This window comes from Acinetobacter sp. 789_lipA (genome assembly GCF_058242845.1).
In genome coordinates, this window is record NZ_JBZAYS010000001.1 from 2,310,528 (window position 1) to 2,329,523 (window position 18,996).

General features: G+C 40.6%; 18 protein-coding genes and 1 pseudogene. 10 read left to right on the forward strand and 9 right to left on the reverse strand.

Features of this window, described 5'->3' with window-relative positions:
- Positions 1–18 precede the first annotated feature (18 nt).
- Positions 19–1,497 (forward strand): NAD(P)H-hydrate dehydratase, encoded by a 1,479-nt coding sequence (locus AC4CUZ_RS11225; RefSeq protein WP_490748065.1) that lies wholly within the window; start codon positions 19–21, stop codon positions 1,495–1,497.
- Positions 1,494–1,772 (forward strand): acylphosphatase, encoded by a 279-nt coding sequence (locus tag AC4CUZ_RS11230; RefSeq protein WP_078390268.1) that lies wholly within the window; start codon positions 1,494–1,496, stop codon positions 1,770–1,772. Before AC4CUZ_RS11225 ends, AC4CUZ_RS11230 begins: the two co-directional genes overlap by 4 nt.
- 67 nt (positions 1,773–1,839) lie before the next feature.
- Here the strand turns inward: AC4CUZ_RS11230 and slyD are convergent, their stop codons facing one another.
- From slyD to AC4CUZ_RS11245, 3 genes are all read right to left on the reverse strand, one after another.
- Positions 1,840–2,322, reverse strand: a complete 483-nt coding sequence (gene slyD, locus AC4CUZ_RS11235; protein ID WP_004696728.1) for a peptidylprolyl isomerase — start codon at positions 2,320–2,322, stop codon at positions 1,840–1,842.
- A gap of 139 nt (positions 2,323–2,461) precedes the next feature.
- Complete coding sequence (locus AC4CUZ_RS11240) at positions 2,462–3,763, reverse strand: NAD(P)/FAD-dependent oxidoreductase (RefSeq protein WP_279687358.1); 1,302 nt, start codon at positions 3,761–3,763, stop codon at positions 2,462–2,464.
- Between the two features lie 124 nt (positions 3,764–3,887).
- A complete protein-coding gene (locus AC4CUZ_RS11245) occupies positions 3,888–5,198 on the reverse strand; it encodes a D-alanyl-D-alanine carboxypeptidase PBP6B (protein WP_279687356.1) in 1,311 nt (436 codons plus the stop codon).
- Between the two features lie 179 nt (positions 5,199–5,377).
- Here AC4CUZ_RS11245 and AC4CUZ_RS11250 point away from each other — a divergent pair, with 179 nt between their 5' ends.
- Entirely contained in the window at positions 5,378–7,081 is a 1,704-nt protein-coding gene (locus AC4CUZ_RS11250) for a M61 family metallopeptidase (protein ID WP_419381359.1), read from the forward strand.
- 86 nt (positions 7,082–7,167) lie between these two features.
- Here AC4CUZ_RS11250 and uraH read toward each other — a convergent pair whose 3' ends face one another.
- Entirely contained in the window at positions 7,168–7,566 is a 399-nt protein-coding gene (uraH, locus tag AC4CUZ_RS11255) for a hydroxyisourate hydrolase (protein WP_004696732.1), read from the reverse strand.
- 530 nt (positions 7,567–8,096) lie between these two features.
- Here uraH and AC4CUZ_RS11260 point away from each other — a divergent pair.
- The 3 genes from AC4CUZ_RS11260 (at position 8,097) to AC4CUZ_RS11270 (ending at position 11,841) form a co-directional block, all read left to right on the forward strand.
- Complete coding sequence (locus tag AC4CUZ_RS11260) at positions 8,097–10,328, forward strand: NADP-dependent isocitrate dehydrogenase (protein WP_279744225.1); 2,232 nt, start codon at positions 8,097–8,099, stop codon at positions 10,326–10,328.
- Positions 10,329–10,360: 32 nt separating this feature from the next.
- A complete protein-coding gene (locus AC4CUZ_RS11265; RefSeq protein WP_490747589.1) occupies positions 10,361–10,801 on the forward strand; it encodes a hypothetical protein in 441 nt (146 codons plus the stop codon).
- Between the two features lie 461 nt (positions 10,802–11,262).
- The gene (locus AC4CUZ_RS11270) at positions 11,263–11,841 is read left to right on the forward strand and encodes an LA2681 family HEPN domain-containing protein (protein WP_490748066.1); all 579 of its coding nucleotides are present in this window, start codon (positions 11,263–11,265) and stop codon (positions 11,839–11,841) included.
- Here the strand turns inward: AC4CUZ_RS11270 and AC4CUZ_RS11275 are convergent.
- Together AC4CUZ_RS11275 and AC4CUZ_RS11280 are read right to left on the reverse strand one after the other, a co-directional pair.
- Positions 11,784–12,086 (reverse strand): annotated as a pseudogene (locus AC4CUZ_RS11275) (transposase family protein); the annotation flags it as partial. The gene AC4CUZ_RS11270 and the pseudogene AC4CUZ_RS11275 overlap by 58 nt on opposite strands.
- A gap of 37 nt (positions 12,087–12,123) precedes the next feature.
- Positions 12,124–12,528 carry a transposase family protein gene (locus AC4CUZ_RS11280; RefSeq protein ID WP_008942454.1) on the reverse strand — a complete coding sequence of 135 codons (405 nt, stop codon included), beginning with the start codon at positions 12,526–12,528 and terminating at the stop codon, positions 12,124–12,126.
- A gap of 67 nt (positions 12,529–12,595) precedes the next feature.
- Between AC4CUZ_RS11280 and AC4CUZ_RS11285 the strand changes: the two genes are divergently transcribed.
- Positions 12,596–13,090 (forward strand): hypothetical protein, encoded by a 495-nt coding sequence (locus tag AC4CUZ_RS11285; RefSeq protein WP_490747590.1) that lies wholly within the window; start codon positions 12,596–12,598, stop codon positions 13,088–13,090.
- Between the two features lie 35 nt (positions 13,091–13,125).
- Here the strand turns inward: AC4CUZ_RS11285 and AC4CUZ_RS11290 are convergent, their stop codons facing one another.
- The gene (locus AC4CUZ_RS11290; protein WP_078424948.1) at positions 13,126–13,914 is read right to left on the reverse strand and encodes a pseudouridine synthase; all 789 of its coding nucleotides are present in this window, start codon (positions 13,912–13,914) and stop codon (positions 13,126–13,128) included.
- Positions 13,915–14,111: 197 nt separating this feature from the next.
- Here AC4CUZ_RS11290 and icd point away from each other — a divergent pair, with 197 nt between their 5' ends.
- From icd to AC4CUZ_RS11305, 3 genes are all read left to right on the forward strand, one after another.
- Complete coding sequence (gene icd / locus AC4CUZ_RS11295) at positions 14,112–15,365, forward strand: NADP-dependent isocitrate dehydrogenase (RefSeq protein WP_490747591.1); 1,254 nt, start codon at positions 14,112–14,114, stop codon at positions 15,363–15,365.
- 285 nt (positions 15,366–15,650) lie between these two features.
- Complete coding sequence (locus tag AC4CUZ_RS11300) at positions 15,651–15,824, forward strand: hypothetical protein (protein ID WP_164996884.1); 174 nt, start codon at positions 15,651–15,653, stop codon at positions 15,822–15,824.
- A 349-nt stretch (positions 15,825–16,173) separates the two neighbouring features.
- Positions 16,174–16,725, forward strand: coding sequence for a M23 family metallopeptidase (locus AC4CUZ_RS11305; protein ID WP_490747592.1), 552 nt, complete (start codon positions 16,174–16,176; stop codon positions 16,723–16,725).
- A 204-nt stretch (positions 16,726–16,929) separates the two neighbouring features.
- Here AC4CUZ_RS11305 and AC4CUZ_RS11310 read toward each other — a convergent pair whose 3' ends face one another.
- On the reverse strand, positions 16,930–18,132 hold the full coding sequence (locus tag AC4CUZ_RS11310) for a YbfB/YjiJ family MFS transporter (protein WP_490747593.1): 1,203 nt from the start codon (positions 18,130–18,132) through the stop codon (positions 16,930–16,932).
- 107 nt (positions 18,133–18,239) lie between these two features.
- Positions 18,240–18,845, reverse strand: coding sequence for a flavin reductase family protein (locus AC4CUZ_RS11315; protein ID WP_490747594.1), 606 nt, complete (start codon positions 18,843–18,845; stop codon positions 18,240–18,242).
- Positions 18,846–18,996: the final 151 nt, after the last annotated feature.

The window sequence follows — 18,996 nt, forward strand, 5'->3', positions numbered from 1 at the left end:
AAGAACAAAGGAAAAATCATGCATCAGCAAGTGTACCACAGCAGTGAGATTCAAGCATGGGAAGGACGTTGGTTCGCGCAGCAAAATAGCGCTTATGGGCTGATGCAACAAGTCGCATGGGCAACAACTGAACATATGCTGCCTAGGCTTAAACAGCAGCAAGTCAAAAGCGTTGCGGTGTGTTGTGGTCAAGGCAACAATGCAGGTGATGGTTACTTGATTGCATCGTATCTAGCCGCGCATGGCTATGATGTTGAAATTTATGCAGCAGCTTTGGGAGAATCTACTTCACTGCAACAAGCACATGCAGCAGCTGTGCAACAGGGGATAATGATTCATAGCGGTTTTGCTTTTGAACACTCCCATGATGCGTATATTGATGCTTTGTTTGGCATTGGGTTAAACCGTGAACTCAGTTCAGACTGGCAGGCGGTTATTCGACAGATCAACAGGCAAACAGGCTTAAAAATTGCCGTTGATATTCCGAGTGGTTTACAGGCCAACACGGGGCAAGCTTTACCTTGTGCAGTTGTCGCCGATTATACCTTTACGGCTCTGGGCTTAAAGGCGGGTTTATTTACTGGGCTGGGTAAAGCTTATGCAGGAGTCGTTGAGCTTATTTCGGTACTTCCCGTAGACAGTGCTTTAAAACCTTTAGCTTCGCTTGCTCCACAACATATGCACCTTGTACCGCGTCAAGCCTTTGGACATAAAGGAAGCTATGGGCACGTACTGGTGATTGGGGGACATGCACAGATGGGTGGTGCGGTGATGTTAGCCGCTGAAGCTGCCTTTCATGCGGGAGCTGGCAAGGTGACCGTGGTATGTGATGCAAAACACCATACTGCAATTTTAGCTCGTGCACCCAATATTATGCTGCGCGATATTAACCAAATGTCGCTCCAAGAGCGTGAAGCATTGGTGGCACATGTGGATGCAGTCAGTTTTGGCATGGGCTTGGGAAGAGATGCATGGGCTCAGCAGCAGTTTGAAGCATGGTTTCCACTCATTCAGACCAGTGCTTTGCAAGTGGTATTAGATGCAGATGCTTTATGGTTTTTGGCTGAAAAGCCAGTAAAGCCAGTAAAGCTTGGTAAACAGGTGTACGCAACACCGCATCCTGGCGAGGCTGCGACTTTACTCGGTATCAGTGCCTCAGCGGTGGAGTCCGACCGTATTGCAGCTATTTATGCTTTACAAAAAAAATATGCAGGACAATGGGTGCTGAAAGGTTCGGGAAGCTTGATTTTGGATACGCAACTTTGGATTTGTACCGCAGGTAATCCGGGGATGGGTACAGGTGGTATGGGAGATGTATTGGCAGGCATGATTGCCAGTTTAAAAGCACAGTTGCAAGATGATATTGCTTTACATCAAATTGTGACCTTACATGCCCAAGCAGGTGACCTTTTGGCTCAGCAAGGTGAACGTGGTTTACAAGCACAGCAAATGAGTCAGGCTATTTATACGGTCGTGAACCGAGAGCATACAGTATGAAAGCAGTAAAACTGACCATATCGGGAAAAGTTCAGGGTGTTGGATATCGACGCTGGTTTGCACAATATGCTGTTGCTTTAGGTTTAAAGGGTTATGTACAGAACCTAGCTTCAGGTGCAGTTGAAGCACTGCTTTTGGGGGATGATGGTATGGTTGCCGAACTGGTAAATCGTGCTAAAGTCGGGCCAACTCATGCGGTAGTCACGGATGTGGTCATCGTAGAACTGGCTTCAGAACAGCAAAGATTTACAGATTTTCAAATACGTCGCGAATGATCAAGTATGCAAAAATAAAAAAAGGGCGAAAGTTTAACTTTCGCCCTTTTTTCTAAGATGTTAAATCTTAGTGGTGGTGACCACCAGCACCGTGCGCATGGCCGTGCTGTAATTCTTCTTCAGTTGCATCGCGGATTTCTACGATTTCAACTTCGAAAGTTAAGTCTTGACCAGCAAGTGGGAAGTTCGCATCAACAATTACGTTTTCGCCTTCAACTGCTTTTACAGTTACGATTTGAACGCCATCATCAGTTTGAGCTTGGAACTGCATACCCGCTTGGATGTTGTCTACGCCTTGGAACATTTGCGCTGGAACTTCTTGAACGAGTTCAGGGTTGTATTCGCCATAACCTTCAGCAGCAGGAACAGTAACAGTGAATTTTTCACCTACAGTTTTACCTAGCAATGCATTTTCTAAACCTGGGATGATGTTACCTGCGCCGTGCAAATATGCAAGTGGTTCACCTTGTGATTGGTCTAGCGTTTCGCCTTCAGCGTTAGTCAATTTGTAGTTGAAAGAAACCACGTGATCATTTGCGATAGCAGTCATGTTTTTCGTCCATTCATTTAGAATTTAAGGGGTATATCATAAAGTGAAAAGCAGCTTTTGTAGACTAAATTTAGCAAAAAAACTGCATTTTCCACGTTCTTATGGCGTTTTTTTATTAGTGGGGACGCATTTTTAGATTTCAATGCAATTTTATTTTCGGACCGACTTTTTTATTCATCAGGTCTTTTGCGGTCATCAGCCCAGCTTGGGTATAGCCATGTAAGGTGGCCTGATGGAGTCGATATAAAGAAACATACATGGTTTTTGCCAGCACGCCTTGCACATTGACTTGGCCCAGTAGCTCGCCGACAGCTTTGTATTGACTGAGGGAAACCAAAGAGCCTTTGTCAGAAAATTTAAACATCGGCAAAGACTGATCACGAATGCGCGCTTTAAGCGCTCGAACCAAAAAGGCCGCTTGTTGACTAGCCACTTGAGCGCGTGGGCCAAGGACTGGTTCATCGGCCGCAGGTTGGCAATGAGCACAATCACCAAAGGCAAAAATGTTGGGGTCGGAACGGGTTTGCAAAGTCGCATAAACTTTAAGGCGGCCAATCGCATCTTTTTCAAAGCCTTCAAGCGCATTTAAAACGACAGGTGCTTTGATGCCTGCCGCCCAGACTTTTAGATCGGCATCGATTTGTGAGCCGTCAGCAAAATAGACATGGTCTTTATCTAACTTGGCAACACGGTGATGGGTGAGGACTTCAACGCCAAGCTTTTCCAATTGAGTATGGGTGTGCACTGCCATTTTGGTGGATAGGGCGGGAAGAATACGATCTGCTGCCTCAACCAAGGTCACTTTGACTTTGTTTGGGTCAATTTTATTGAGACCGTATTTAAAAAAGGTACTTTTCGCATGGACCAATTCGGCAGCAAGCTCGACTCCTGTGGCACCTGCACCAATAATAGCAATATTGAGTGCGCGTGTTTCAGGACGGTTTTGTGCATCCAAATATAAATGTAAAAGGTCTTGCTGGAAAATTTCAGCTTGCTGGCGACTGTCGAGGAAATGGCAGTAATGTTTAGCGCCTTCGGTCGCAAAGTCGTTAGAGGTCGAGCCGACGGCTAGGACTAAGGTGTCGTAGTCGAGTTCAAACTGCGTGGTTTCCGTGCTTTGTTTGGTATATTGGCGTGCTTCAAGTTTTACTTGTTTATGTTCTTGGTCTAAGCCGACAAAACGACCCAAAACAAACTCATAATGATGTTTAGACGCATGTGCAAAATAATTGATTTCTTCAACACTTGGGTTGAGTGTACCTGCCGCAATTTCGTGGAGTAAGGGTTTCCAGATATGGGTGAGATTTTGATCGACGAGGGTGATTTTCACCCACTTGGATTTTGCGAAGCTGTCACCGAGTTGCGTTGCTAACTCTAGACCACCAGCACCACCGCCAATAATAACAATATGGTGTGGCACTTGTTCTGTTTGTACAGCCATATGAAGCAACCTATTTATTATTAAAAAAAGAAGATGACATTGAATATGCCATCTTCTTGATTTATTGATAATTAGATTGTCTTACAAGTTACATAAAGTATAAAACTCGGGATACTGCTCGAACTTAACCGAGTGTATAGGTTTTTACTTTAGGTTCATCGCTTGATAAAAATGGAAACAAGCCTTTGAACCAAAACATTAGACGCTGGAAAATATTGGCTTCTTCAATTTGTACATCTTCTTCAATGGTGAACGTTTGAATGAGCTGATTGTTTTGATAGACCTGCACTTTCGCCAGTTGCATCACTTCAGCCAGCGGAGCGGTCAGCTTGTTTTGCAACACTTCAATATTGAAATGCGTTTTTGTGGACTCTAATGGATCAATGCGTTGAATAGTACCATTGCCTGTATTGAGCATAATGCGTTGGTTGGTCTGGTCAAAGGCATGTAAGTCAATGGCATATGGTTGATCGTACAATGATGTAGTCACAATTTTCGGTTGCTTACTTTCCACTTTGAACATTTTCAATGTCGATTTGACTACAGGCAGTTCTGCGATAATTTGCTTATCTTTCAGTGCAACTTCATTGCGAGTATAGGTATAAGACAAATTCATGAGATTGTGAGCAACTTCAGCGCGTTTTGCTGCACTTTCTGTACCTAAAACGATGACCACCAAACGACGGTTTGGATTATCTGTATTCATGGTTGGGCGGTTTGCTGTCAGTGCTAAATTGTATCCCGCAGCTTTGGTATAACCTGTTTTTAAGCCATCTACTGTCGGGTCTTGTTTTAACAGAATATTGGTTGCACGGTGAAAGCGTTGGTTATAGCTAAAACTTTGCTGTTTTGAATAGTGTAAATAGTCTGGTGTTTCATTCACCAAGGCTTGGCCTAAGAGCGCTAAATCATGTGCGGTCGAATAGTGCTCTGGCATGGTGATGCCCGCAGGGTTTTGAAAATGCGTTTCAGTCATTCCCAGTGTTTTGGCTTCTTGGTTCATTCGTGCAACAAAGTTTGGAATATCACCTGAGATGCGTTCCGCTAAAGTCACCGCTGCGTCGTTGGCAGACATGACAACTAAACCTGCTAAAAGCTGATCCACAGAAATCTGTTCGCCTTGTTTTAAGTACATTTGGGACTCATCCCACATCACAGTACTGACCACAGGTGTTGCGGTAAGAATTTCGCTCTTATTGAGCTTTCCTGCATTGATTTCTTTGAGTGCAATATAAGCCACCATCATTTTGGTGAGCGAAGCGGGTGCACGTTGAACATGACTATTATGCTCTGCAATGACTTGCCCCGATTGGCTGTCAAAAACTGTCCAAGCTTGAGCTTCAACTGTTTCAGGAACAATATTGAGCAATGCCGCTTGAGTGAAACTTGAACATAAGGCGAAGAGTGTAGCGATGAAGTAGATGACAGCTTTCAATGAAATTCCCTAACCAAGCCATTCCGTGACTTTTAAACCTAAAACAGCTGCAAATGCTATGCCTTTTTTACTTCAATGACCAGTCAAAAATGCAGACAAATGTGACTGCGACGCAAAACTGGCGTAAATAATGTTAAGCTAAGTTATAACTCATTTCATTTTATTTTGTATCGCCCATTATGTTGCATTATCAGATCGAATTTGACGATTATCGTCAGCACCTTATACACGTGACTTTACGTTTTGTAGCAGACCCAACACAGGTACTTTCATTACCGACTTGGATTCCGGGTAGTTACCTCATTCGCGAGTTTTCAAAGCATATAGAGTCGGTTCGTGCTTATGATGAAGAAGGGCGTTTGTTAGAAATCCAAAAATTTGAAAAGAATAAATGGCGTCTTTTTAATACCGATCATGAACTGATTACGGTTGAGTATGATGTCTATGCCTATGATCTGTCGGTGCGCGGTGCGTATGTAGATCAAAACCGTTTATATGTAAACCCCGCATGTGCTTGCTTAGGTTTGGAGGGTCAAGAGGACAAAGCAGTTGAAGTTGAATTGTTCCTTCCTGATGAGTTAAAACACTTCCAATTGGCCACCGGTATGGTTTCAAAAAGCCTCGTTAAAGGTCGTTTTACCTTAAAAGCCAAAAACTATGCCGAGCTGATTGATACACCATTTGAGTTGGCAGAGCAGACTCGGTTTGGTTTTGAAGCCAATGGTATTCCGCACGAGTTTGTGGTGTCAGGTAAACATGCCATGAATGCTGCACGCATGCAGCAAGACATTGAAAAAATCTGTGCAACAGAAATATCAATGTTTGGCTCAGCGCCATTTTCAAACTACACCTTTATGACGATGGCAACAGCAAATAGCTATGGTGGTTTGGAGCATCCAAATTCAACCAGTTTGATTAGTCCACGTGAAGACTTACCAAAAGCCAATGAGCCTGAAGAGCCATCTGAAGACTATCAACGTTTCTTAGGTTTATGTAGCCATGAATATTTCCACTCATGGTTGGTCAAATTCATTCGTCCTGAAAACTTTGTCAATTATGATCTAAACAAAGAAGGCTATACCTCTTTGCTTTGGATTTTTGAAGGTTTCACGTCTTATTATGATGACCTGATTTTGCTACGTAGTGGTGTGATTTCCCAAGCCTCATATATCAAACTACTCAAAACTCAGATTGATCGTTATTTACAAAATCCGGGTCGTTTTGTTCAGTCTGTGTCTGAGTCCAGCTTTGATGCATGGGTGAAATTTTACCGTCAGGATGAAAACTCGAACAATGCAGGCACCAGCTATTACAACAAAGGTTGTTTAGTTGCCCTATGCTTAGACTTAGGTTTGCGCTTACGTGGTTCAAGTCTAGATGCACTTATGCGTAAACTTTATGAGAACGCGCAAAAGGGCATACAAGTACATGAGCGTACAATTGTTGAGTTGTGCAATGAGCTGACGGGTGATAACTGGATTGAGCAAATCAATCACTTAATTAACACCACAGATGAGTTGCCGCTCGATCAACTTTTCCCTGAGTTTGGTTTAAGTTATAGCCTGAAAAATGATAAGTCATTACCGTTAGGTTTAAAGCTTGTAAATAAGCCAGAAGGCGTGTTGGTGCAAAGCGCACGTCGTGATGGTGCTGCTGCTCAAGCTGGCCTTTCTGCCCATGATGTGATCATTGTGATTGATGGTCTCAAAGCAACGGTGAAACTGATAGAAAAGTATGCCAAGCAAGAAGGTATATATAGCATTTTGGCATTCCGCCGTGATGAGTTGATGAGCTTTGATGTGAAAGCTGCTGGCTCAGAGCTGACGGAAGTTGAATTGAAAGTTGAAGACCAAGCAAAAGCAGAGAAGTGGTTCAAGGCTTAGTCCCTAAGCCACTTTATTTGTCATTCTGTTGAAATAAAAACCGATGCCTAGGTATCGGTTTTTTTATATTTGTTCATTTTTGAATATTAACTACCACGATAAGTGGAATAGCCATATGGGCTAATTAACAGCGGGATATGGTAATGATCTAATGAGCCATCAATTACAAACACCACGGGCACTTCTGGAAAGAATGAGCGCTGATTTTTTTGGCGAAACCAATCACCCGTTTTAAAGGTAACTTTGTATACACCTTTTTGTAAGGCCGTATCTTTGGGATATAAATCATTGATTCGACCTTGGTCATCGGTCATGCTTGAGCTGATTTCTGTCCATTTATCATTTTGTTGGGCTTCAAGTGTCACTTTGACATTGGCAGAAGGGAGACCATTTTCCAAATTCAGCACATGGACGCTCAATGGATTTTGAGCAAAACACCAAGAAGAAAAACCAAGTCCAATGAGCGGAAGCAGCATTTTTAGCATTGAATTGACCCTTACCGTTGCAGGAAAAAGATTCAGTTTAACCAACCCTATAAAAAACATAGGTTTAAAAATGTAAAAATTGAGGAGTACGCGTAGAGGGTTTATTTATCAATATTTAAGCTGCGGCATGTTGAATGGCTCTGCCGATTTAAATTTAGCGCTGAGAAAAGTCATTCTGATGCATGTAGGGCTAGATGCATGTAGGGCTATAAGACTATAAAAACGATTTGAAGACTGTATTATGTGAAAACTATCTGTTGTTGTGGCTTAAATGAGGTAAATAACACATTTCGCTAAAAAATTTGTTTATTTGCTAAGCAAAAGCTAAAGCCTTGTGGAAAGACGTGATTTTGAAAAACGAAGGCTGTAGTGGTATTTTCTGGCGAAATGTCGTTATCACTGGATATTACGTTGACTGGAAAGCCCTGAGGGACGATACTTTCAGGGTTTTATTCAAGCACATCGGTTCGCAGGGGTTGAGCCAGAAGCTCATCACCCTAAAAAACTCAATCTAACGCAAGGGGCTATATATGGCTGGTGGAAAGTCAACCATCATTTACACACTGACCGACGAGGCGCCATTGTTAGCGACTTATTCGCTACTGCCGATCATTGAGACCTTTACTAAACCTGCTGGTGTAGAGATCATTAAAACTGATATCTCTGTTGCCGCACGTGTTCTCGCAGAATTCTCTGAATACCTAAAAGAAGAGCAAAAAGTTCCAGACAATCTTGCAGAACTAGGTCGTCTTACCCAAGATCCAGATACTAATATCATCAAACTCCCGAATATTAGTGCCTCTGTTGCTCAGTTAACAGCATGTATCAAAGAGCTTCAATCAAAAGGCTACGCGATTCCTGACTATCCTGAAAACCCAACCACTGAAGACGAAAAAGCGCTTAAAGCACGCTATGGCAAATGTCTTGGTTCAGCTGTAAACCCTGTATTGCGTGAAGGTAACTCTGACCGTCGTGCACCAGCTGCAGTGAAAAACTATGCGAAAAAACACCCGCACTCTATGAGCGAGTGGAAGCAATGGTCTCAAACTCACGTTTCTCACATGGATGAAGGCGACTTCTACCACGGTGAAAAGTCGATGACTTTAGACCGTGCACGTAATGTGAAAATGGAACTCATCACCAAGTCTGGTGAAACGATTGTTCTGAAGTCAAAAGTTGCACTTCAAGACGGCGAAATCATCGACTCAATGTTCATGAGCAAGAAAGCGCTTTGCGATTTCTATGAAAAAGAACTTGATGATTGTAAAGAAGCGGGCATTTTGTTCTCTTTACACGTGAAAGCAACCATGATGAAAGTTTCACACCCGATCGTTTTCGGTCACTGTGTGAAAATTTACTACAAAGATGCTTTTGAAAAACACGGTAAATTGTTCGATGAGCTAGGCATTAACGTAAACAATGGTATGGCTGGTCTTTATGAGAAGATCGCAACTTTACCGACATCTTTACGTGAAGAAATCATCGAAGACTTACACGCTTGCCAAGAACACCGTCCTGCACTTGCAATGGTTGATTCGGCGAAAGGCATCACAAACTTTCATTCACCAAACGACGTAATTGTAGATGCTTCAATGCCTGCAATGATTCGTGGTGGCGGTAAAATGTGGGGCGCTGACGGCAAACCTTATGACTGTAAAGCAGTAATGCCTGAGTCAACTTTTGCGCGTATCTACCAAGAAATGATCAATTTCTGCAAGTGGAATGGTAACTTCGATCCACGTACGATGGGTACTGTGCCTAACGTTGGTTTGATGGCGCAAAAAGCTGAAGAATACGGTTCGCACGACAAAACTTTCGAAATGTCTGAAGCGGGTGTTGCAAACATCACTGACCTAGAAACTGGCGAAGTGTTGATGACTCAAAATGTTGAGGAAGGCGACATCTGGCGTATGTGTCAGGTGAAAGATGCACCGATTCAAGATTGGGTAAAACTTGCAGTAAACCGTGCACGTAACTCGGGTATGCCAGCAATCTTCTGGTTAGACCCATACCGCCCGCACGAAAATGAAGTGATCAAGAAAGTACAAAAATACTTGAAAGACCACGACACTGATGGTTTAGACATTCAGATCATGTCTCAAGTACGTGCAATGCGTTATACACTTGAACGTGTAGCGCGTGGCCTAGATACGATTTCTGTAACGGGTAACATCCTACGTGACTACCTGACTGACTTGTTCCCAATTATGGAATTGGGTACTTCAGCGAAAATGTTGTCTATCGTTCCGTTAATGGCGGGCGGTGGCATGTACGAAACTGGTGCGGGTGGTTCAGCGCCTAAACACGTACAACAGCTTGTTGAAGAAAACCACTTACGTTGGGATTCTTTAGGTGAGTTCTTGGCGCTTGCTGTTTCTTTAGAAGAGCTAGGTATTAAAGAAGATAACGCTCAGGCGAAACTTCTTGCGAAGACTTTAGACCAAGCGACTGGCAAATTACTTGATAACGACAAGTCTCCATCACGTCGTACAGGCGAGTTAGATAACCGTGGCAGCCACTTCTATTTAGCGAAGTTCTGGGCTGAAGCGCTTACTGCACAAGATGAAGATGCTGAGTTGAAAGCGAAGTTTGCGCCACTTGCGAAAGCACTTGCTGAAAACGAAGACAAGATCATTGCTGAACTTGCTCAAGTTCAAGGTCAAGCTGCTGACATCGGTGGTTACTATGCTGTAGATACAGCTAAAGTAAATGCTGTAATGCGTCCAAGCGAGACTTTGAACGCTGCACTTGAAGCGATATAAGTCAAAACTAAATTGGTAAATTTACCGATGAAGTGAAAAAAGCCGATGCATATGCGTCGGCTTTTTTTATAACTAAATACTATATATTTTACCGAGGAAGAATTTGTAACTCAGTTGGAATTCATGTAGAAAGTATAGTATCAACCTCACATTTAATTAGAATGTTTAAATTAAATATAAAGCAACTAAATGCATTAGCTCAGTTAGCTGATGAATTATTATTAGATACAAATAGAGAAGAAGAGTTAGTAGAATTATTAAATGTACATTTACAAACATCTTTTACATTTGAAAATGATACTTGTAAAGGATATTTTTATTATATTTTAGGAAATTGTAGTTCTGGTCTTTATAAATATAGAGATCAAGATTGGTATTCAAAAAACTTAATTGATACGGTTAACTTGTATCAAAAATCTGTTCACTTTTTAGGGATGAAACTAAAAATATTGGTTTGCTTTCTGATGCATTAACAAATTTAGGAAATTTTCTTTCTTCGCAAGGGCGGGGTTTTTGTGCCCAGTATTACTGGGATAAAGCAATTGATATTAATAGAAATCCAGTTGCTTTAGTATCTAAAGCAACTGATATTCTGTTTAGAGCCGAAAAATTATATGATGATTCCCATAAATTTATTCATTATCATTTTGCAAATAAGTTGATATCAGATGCTTATTTAAATATTGATCAATTGGAAGAAGAGCAAAAAATACCACTTATGCAATGTCGTCAATTGTATATTTTTCAGCGATGGTATGCACAGAATTTTAAAGAAAATGAATTTGATTATTTAATGGAGTATAAACAGAAAACAATTACAAAAACTGAGTCTCGTTATTTGAATTGGGTTGCTCAGAATAAATTATTTATTAATGACTTGAATGATCTTTTGAATGAGCAAATAGTTTTTCAGGATGTGTTAGGTCTTCCATCTATGGTTCAAAAAATTAATAGTGCTTTAAGTTTAAAAGAATCATTAGTATTTCATTCAAATTTTGATGAGTTACGAAATGAGTACACATATGCTAGATACTTAATTTTTCAAGCTTCTGAACTAAAGGGGGATTCTGAGCATTTTTATAACAGGACTTATTCACATATTTACGATACATTGCATGCTCTAGATAATTTAAAGACTTCACATATGAAATCTGCATTTAGGATTTTATATTCAATTTTTGATAAGATTTCATATTTTATTGCAAAGTATTTTGATTTATCTATTAAAGATCATGAGATTAGCATTAAAGGAATATTTTATGAAGGAAAATTAGATAAGATTCGTGGTAGATTTTTTGAATCTAAAAACTATTTCTTGCATGCTTTATTTTATATATTAGACTTCCTTCATAAATCATTTTTCAATCAATTTAATTGTTTATCTTTCACCCAATCTAAATTGTATATGCCAGCAAGTAAATTAAACCGCAGGTTTAATCTTTTACGACGATTTCTATATACACAAGATAAAATCTTAAAACATTTCATCCTTCCAAATACATGCTCTACTTGAATTCGTCTACGACCAATCTCTCTATTTAACTTTTTTAATTCAGAATCTAGTTTTTCAGTTTTCTTTGCTTTAGATGGCATGAGGCATCCAAAACCCAATTTCTTTATCCCTAAATACCCCTTATCAACGATAAAAAAGGGCTTAAATTTTAATTTCCTCATGCTTTTTTTAAATATTTTAAAATCATGCATGCTTCCATGACTTCCACATACACTCAGTATTTCACCTGTTGTATAGTGCATAGATAGCTGAAATTTAAAGGTATGTCGCTTTTTTTTACCGCTATACCATTTCTTCTGTTTTTTTTGGACGTTGAACTAATATTTCAGTTGCATCAATCACAACAACTTCCCAATCCACTTCATCTCGATTAGGAAGTTGTTTTGGCAAGTTAAATTTTCCAGAACGGATTAAGGTATCTTCAATAACACGTGTGATACGAATTGCACTCGTTTCAGATACACCGTAACTCATACCAAGATGGAAAAATGTTCGATATTCTCTCCAATATTCTATACATAAGAGCAAACGATCTTCCAACGGTAATTTATGCGGTCGTCCTTTACCAATATGACGAGGTAAATGCTTATTTAGCTCGGCCAACATGAGGTTAAATGTAGCCCAACTAACACCGGTAAGCCTACGAAACTTAACGTCTGATAATTTTTGAATATCTTTGAATTTCATCCAAGGATTATCTCTTGAATTAAATAATTTTGCTGATTAATTTAAGATCAAATAAATTGTACGTTTTTTGATTTATGACGGAAGTCTATTAAAAGAGATTGAGACTGAACCGAAAGGGAAAAACAGAGATTCCATTGAAAATATGAATAAGATGGAAAATCTTGCAAATTTAGAAAAACATCGATTAGCAAAAATTAGGAACCATTTGGAGCATAGGTCTTTTCGAGTGATTGATGATTTTGGCTATGAATTAAATACAAAGTATAATTCTAGTGAAGTGTTTTGGTATCAAGAGTTATTAGAGAAAAAAGAGGAGTTGGAGAAGAAAAACCTTCAGAGTTCTGATGAATATATAGAAGTTATAAATTACATAAAAGAAAAAGAGATAAAATCTAAGTATATTTTCGAAATGCCTTTTTCGGAATTTGAAGAGTGTGTAATGCACATAGCGAGACTTGTTAGAAACTCTTTAATGTATTTATCGTTGGTTGTGCATTATGAAGAAAAAAATAAATCTGTAAGTGATAAATTTATTTTACAAAGAGAAGTTCCTCTGAAGTAAAAGCCCACTGACGTGGGCTTTAAAATACTTAATTTTTAACGACCATTACGTCCGCGACCGCGTGGCGCTTTTGTATTTGGACGAGTAGTACCATTGGTTTTACGCTTTGGTTTCTCACTATCATCCATTTGCCAAATACGCTTTGTACCTGACTTTTTCACAGAGCCATCTTTGTTCTTACGAACCATAGGCTTACCGCCTGTACCACCCGGTTTTTTCACATAAGAGCGTGAACGGTAAGGTTCTTCCGCAGGAATGTTTTGAAAGTCAGGGTATAAAAGTGGTTCGATTTCTTTGGATTCACCTGGTTGTAAACCCATTTGAACCAAATCAATTGCACCAATTTTAGTACGGATTAAACGTAAGGTTGGAAAACCTACAGCAGCAGTCATGCGACGTACTTGACGGTTACGGCCTTCACAAATTGAAATTTCGACCCAAGAAGTCGGCACAGACGCACGGAAACGTACAGGAGGATCACGCTCCCATAACCACTCAGGTTGTTCAACTTTAGATGCTTCAGCAGGTAAAGTCATACCATCTTTCAGTTCCACACCTTTACGCAACTGCTCAAGGGCTTCTTCAGTGACATCACCTTCAACTTGAACCAAGTATGTTTTAAATTTTTTATTGGCAGGGTTAGTGATGTATTGGTTTAAACCACCATGGTCGGTTAAAAATACCAAGCCTTCAGAGTCCATATCCAAACGACCAGCCAAGCGCAAAGTAGAGTCGCTGACAAAGTCAGACATCGTCATATGTGCTTCATCTTTACGGAACTGGGAGAGGACGTCATAGGGCTTATTCAGGATGACGATTTTCATAGTCAATAACTTCTGTAATTACATAAAATAAGAAATATCAAGATTTATTTAATAGAGAAATGTAGTTATTTCTCGTATAAATCTCAAAAACAGCGGAATTCGATTAAGCTATTATGCGATAAGAAGAGTGGAAAGTATTGTCTATCGGCAATTATTTTTTAAATTTGCCAATTATAATAAAAGGGAGCGCCTGCAAAATGGGTTATCAGAAGATCATCGTTCCTGCGGATGGTAGTAAAATTACCGTAAACGCAAATTTATCATTAAATGTTCCAAATCAACCGATTATTCCTTTTATTGAAGGCGATGGTATTGGTGTCGACATTACACCAGCCATGAAAACGGTAGTAGATGCTGCAGTACAAAAAGCATATGGCGGTAAACGCTCGATTGAGTGGATGGAAGTCTACTGCGGTGAAAAAGCCAATAAAATTTATGGCTCTTATATGCCAGAAGAAACTTTTGATGCGCTACGCGAGTTTGTGGTTTCAATTAAAGGTCCTTTAACCACACCTGTTGGTGGGGGGATTCGCTCTTTAAATGTGGCGTTACGCCAAGAATTAGATTTGTACGTCTGTGTACGCCCTGTACGTTGGTTTGAAGGCGTACCATCACCTGTTCAGCATCCTGAACTGACCGATATGGTTATTTTCCGTGAAAACTCAGAAGATATTTATGCAGGAATCGAGTGGAAAGCCGACTCTCCTGAAGCGAAGAAAGTGATTAAGTTCCTCAAAGAAGAAATGGGCGTGACTAAAATCCGCTTTGAAGATAACTGTGGTATTGGGATTAAGCCCGTATCGAAAGAGGGAACGCAGCGTCTTGTGCGTAAAGCGATTCAATTTGCGATTGATAATGATAAGTCGAGTGTGACCTTGGTTCACAAAGGCAACATCATGAAATATACCGAAGGGGCGTTTAAAGAGTGGGGCTATGAGCTTGCGATGGACCGTTTCGGTGGTGAGCTCATTGATGGCGGGCCATGGGTAAAAATTAAAAACCCAAAAAATGGTAAAGACATTATCATTAAAGATGTGATTGCCGATGCATTCTTGCAACAGATTTTAATGCGTCCTGCGGACTATTCAGTGATTGCGACTTTAAACCTGAATGGTGACTATATTTCTGATGCGCTGGCTGCTGAAGTCGGAGGGATTGGTATCGCGCCGGGTGCGAATATTGGTGGGGCTATTTCTGTTTATGAGGCCACGCACGGAACAGCGCCAAAATATGCCGGTCAAGATAAAGTCAATCCAGGCTCCATTATTCTTTCTGCTGAAATGATGCTACGGGATATGGGCTGGGTAGAGGCGGCAGATTTGATTATTAAAGGTATTTCAGGGGCAATTGAGGCGAAAACAGTCACTTATGATTTTGAGCGATTAATGCCGAATGCGACCTTATTGCGTTGTTCGGAGTTTGGTGAGGCTATTATTGCGAATATGGAATAAGCCTTAAGCTAAAAATGATAGAAACCAGCATATACTGCGGGTTTTCTTTTGTTGGCTTGAGAATAGCTGTGGAAATATGATTGCAATGTAAGGCTAGGTTAAGGGATCAGTGTTTTGAGTGAGTATAGGTAAGGCTGAATAATAAGGGGGAGTTGATTCTTAACCATAATTTATATATGTAATTACATTGAATCACCTTGATACAGCTTATGGCTTGGGTTTTCTCCCTATTACTGTAAGGTGGGACTTGTCAACTACGGCAAATGATGAAAAAGGAGTAGTCTCATGGCTAATCAACAACAAAATAATCAGCAGCAACGTCAACAGCAGCCGAATCAACCACAAGAGCAGCAAGATCAGCAGCAACAACAGCAACAGCCGAACCAGCCACAAGAACAGCAAAATCCGCAAAAACAACCGAATCAAAAACAACCGAACCCAGATCAGCAACAACGCTAGGCGTATTGCTATTTCATGAACGAATGCCAAAGGCATTTCAAGGAAGTGTCGATCAAAGGGAGTTGAACCAAAGGAGGACCTTATGTCGAATAATGTTGTGAAAACATTAAAACAGAAGATCAAAGCACGTTTAAAAAAGATTTCTAAGCATCAGTCTAAGCTGAAAGCTTTAGAGAAAAAGTTGAAGAAACGTAAGTAATTTATGTGATTTATTTGAAGCAAAGCCCTCATTTTATATGAGGGCTTTGTCGTTACATTTGTAAGATATCTTTCAATATATGAAGCATTTAGTATGAATAAGTAACTTTATCTTATTTTAATATCTAAAAATTAGCTGAGTAGTTGAATCATGTCTCGTTTAGTTCTGAGTGGAGCTATTTTAAGTACAAGTCTGCTGATGAGTGGATGTCAGCCGCCGGCTTCGGGTGAAGCAGCAGGTTTGAGTTATCCATATTTATATTGGCAGTTATATAAGACGCCTTTAGCAAAAAACTTAAATGTGCCTGTACAAGGTGTAAGCCATAAGCAGATACAAGATACTTGGGGGGCAGCACGTGGTCAGGGACGAAAACATCAAGGTATTGATATCTTCGCTAAACGCGGAACACCTGTCTTAAGTGCTACATCAGGCATTGTCTTGGATGTCGGCCTCAATAGTCTAGGTGGACAAGTAGTATGGGTAATGGGACCAAACTTAAGCCGTCACTACTATGCACATTTAGATGCTTATGCGCCTAATATTCAAACGGGTGATTGGGTTGAAGTGGGAGAAGTATTGGGCTATGTCGGGAACACGGGCAATGCCAAGAATACGCCACCACATTTGCACTATGGAATTTATAGGACTGGAAAAGGAGCCGTAAATCCTTATCCGTATTTAACTTTAAATGCATTGAAATAACCGAGCTTTGATCTACAGCTGTAAAAGTTTGAATGCGTGAATTGTATTGGTTATAGAAGGCACATCAATTGGGTTCTTTTCTTATACTTAAACCGTACATTTGTAGTATTTAGAGGTAAGTTAAAAATATCACAGGTATTTAACATGGACGGCCCTTTATAACGGAACCTACAACTCTTTTTCGATTTCCTTCTATGTGAAGGATTAAAAGGCTTCTTTTTTAGTTGTTGGATTGGAGGTGGATGTCCTACGGGTAAAGTAAAATAGTTGCAATGTTCCTAAACCGAGAACTCCCGCAGCAAGCATAAACTGAAAGTGATATGACCAACCCAAATGCTGCAAGGTACTAAAACTTAAACCACCGACCAGTTGGACCGTTGCAAAGCTGAGTGTTGCCATACTCCACAACTTTTTATAGGCCAAGCCGTAGAGTTGTAAGATGGTGTAGGAGGTGAGAAAGACCACCGCAGGGTTCAGTAGGCCTGTGAGAAATGAAGACAGGAGCGTAAATACAGGCGAGAAACTCAGAACCGCAATAAAAACTGCCGCAATATAGACACTGTATAAAATCTTTAAAGCGTGAAAGTTGCCAAATTTACGTGCTAAAGCATAAGCTGTCGCTGCACCCAAAGCGCTGCCTAAGCCATATAAAATCCAGTTAAAATTGATCCAATATAAATTTAGCGTTAAAACATGGCTTAAGTAATCAATCCAAAACAAAGAATGGGGAATATACGCAAAGGCACTGCAGGCATAAACAATGAGTAAGCTATAGTAAATTTTATTCACTGTATGAGTTTGGGGCTGGCTTGTAGGGATGCTGTGCAGTTGCTTTTGGAAAGGACGAACCAGTATCCATAATAACCATGTAATGACAAATGCAAAGCCACAGAGAATGAACCATGCGCTACTGATTGCAATACGGTCTAAATACGGCATAAACAGCGTGGCTGCCAATACACCAATTCCTATTCCGCTAAATCCAATGAGATTAATTTTAAAACGGTGCTGTAACTCACTGCACTGCGCCACAATACTGGGCGATAGAATCATCAGCAAACCACCGCCGATACCTGAAATGATGCGCCACACCAAATACCAAACTTCATTAAAATGTGAAAATGCACAGGCAAATAGGCTGATTGAACCAAAGAGCGCAGCAAAAATGATATAGATTGGCATTTTTGCATTTTGTGGCAACTTCATTGCCCAAAATGCGCCGATCAGATAGCCCAGCAGATTGGCACTACCGAGTAGGCTGGCGAAATTGTGTGACCATTCATAGGCTTCGCGAGTGGACGGCAGTAGAGCTGTATAAGAAAAACGTAAGATGCCAATTCCCAAGCACATACTCAGGCAGAGAAAGAGACTCAGTTGTACGGTGCTTGAGAACGTCCTGTTCATCATAATTTGACTATTGTTTAAAAAACACACTTGAACTATAAGATGAAATTTACAATAAAACAATCGGGTGATGTCCACCTTTAGTCGAGCGGAGTAAAGGCGCAGTCAATTTAATCAGTATCTTTGAGTTGATTGATATCCACTGCATCACCAATGGTATAAAAATGCCCGCCTGCAACATGATGGATACTTTTCCATTCATCTGCGGCTTCATGGTAGTACCAATGGCCATCTCTAAAAACACGATCATCTGCATAAGCGGCAATGACTTTGCCAATAAACAAGTCATGCTGCTGCTGATTATGCGGTTCAGGAATGAGTTCACACAGAATCCATGCACTACAGCCTTCAACCACTGGAATTGGGCTGTGACCAAACTGAAAAAGTTCGACCCCACATTGACGTAACTTTTCAGGAGCATCATATTGACTGATCATGCCCAGTGCGTAGACCATTTTCAGCTGTTTAAGTGTAGGGACTTGCAGCGCAAACAAACCCGATTTTTCAATAATACTGCGGGTTTTTGTCGATTTATCGAGTACCACCGTCACTTTGGCTGGGCTAAACTCTAGGGCGCATGCCCAAGCCGCGGCCATGACATCGGTGCTTTCATTATCTTGACTGGAAACCAGCACGGTTGGGCCGTGGTTGAGTAGCCGATATGCTTTTTCTAAAGGGACGGGCAGAATGTGAGGATTAAGCAAAGATTGATTCATGTAAAAGAACACTTTAACAGCCGTTTAAATGCTTTATACCACATTCTAAAACTGCCAATTCAGTCTAAATTTGTACATTCAGCGTGGAATATGGCGCAAAACAGTAAGCCCGTTTAAATTTTGATTTATAATTATGACAGCATCATTTAGG

Coding starts and splice junctions, on each gene's coding strand:
- AC4CUZ_RS11270 (WP_490748066.1), top strand. CDS start 11,263: ATGGTTCAAAAAATTAATAGTGCTTTAAGTTTAAAAGAATCATTAGTA.
- AC4CUZ_RS11310 (WP_490747593.1), bottom strand. CDS start 18,132: ATGATGAACAGGACGTTCTCAAGCACCGTACAACTGAGTCTCTTTCTC.
- AC4CUZ_RS11300 (WP_164996884.1), top strand. CDS start 15,651: ATGGCTAATCAACAACAAAATAATCAGCAGCAACGTCAACAGCAGCCG.
- AC4CUZ_RS11305 (WP_490747592.1), top strand. CDS start 16,174: ATGTCTCGTTTAGTTCTGAGTGGAGCTATTTTAAGTACAAGTCTGCTG.
- uraH (WP_004696732.1), bottom strand. CDS start 7,566: ATGCTAAAAATGCTGCTTCCGCTCATTGGACTTGGTTTTTCTTCTTGG.
- icd (WP_490747591.1), top strand. CDS start 14,112: ATGGGTTATCAGAAGATCATCGTTCCTGCGGATGGTAGTAAAATTACC.
- AC4CUZ_RS11230 (WP_078390268.1), top strand. CDS start 1,494: ATGAAAGCAGTAAAACTGACCATATCGGGAAAAGTTCAGGGTGTTGGA.
- slyD (WP_004696728.1), bottom strand. CDS start 2,322: ATGACTGCTATCGCAAATGATCACGTGGTTTCTTTCAACTACAAATTG.
- AC4CUZ_RS11250 (WP_419381359.1), top strand. CDS start 5,378: ATGTTGCATTATCAGATCGAATTTGACGATTATCGTCAGCACCTTATA.
- AC4CUZ_RS11280 (WP_008942454.1), bottom strand. CDS start 12,528: ATGAAATTCAAAGATATTCAAAAATTATCAGACGTTAAGTTTCGTAGG.
- AC4CUZ_RS11225 (WP_490748065.1), top strand. CDS start 19: ATGCATCAGCAAGTGTACCACAGCAGTGAGATTCAAGCATGGGAAGGA.
- AC4CUZ_RS11290 (WP_078424948.1), bottom strand. CDS start 13,914: ATGAAAATCGTCATCCTGAATAAGCCCTATGACGTCCTCTCCCAGTTC.
- AC4CUZ_RS11240 (WP_279687358.1), bottom strand. CDS start 3,763: ATGGCTGTACAAACAGAACAAGTGCCACACCATATTGTTATTATTGGC.
- AC4CUZ_RS11315 (WP_490747594.1), bottom strand. CDS start 18,845: ATGAATCAATCTTTGCTTAATCCTCACATTCTGCCCGTCCCTTTAGAA.
- AC4CUZ_RS11260 (WP_279744225.1), top strand. CDS start 8,097: ATGGCTGGTGGAAAGTCAACCATCATTTACACACTGACCGACGAGGCG.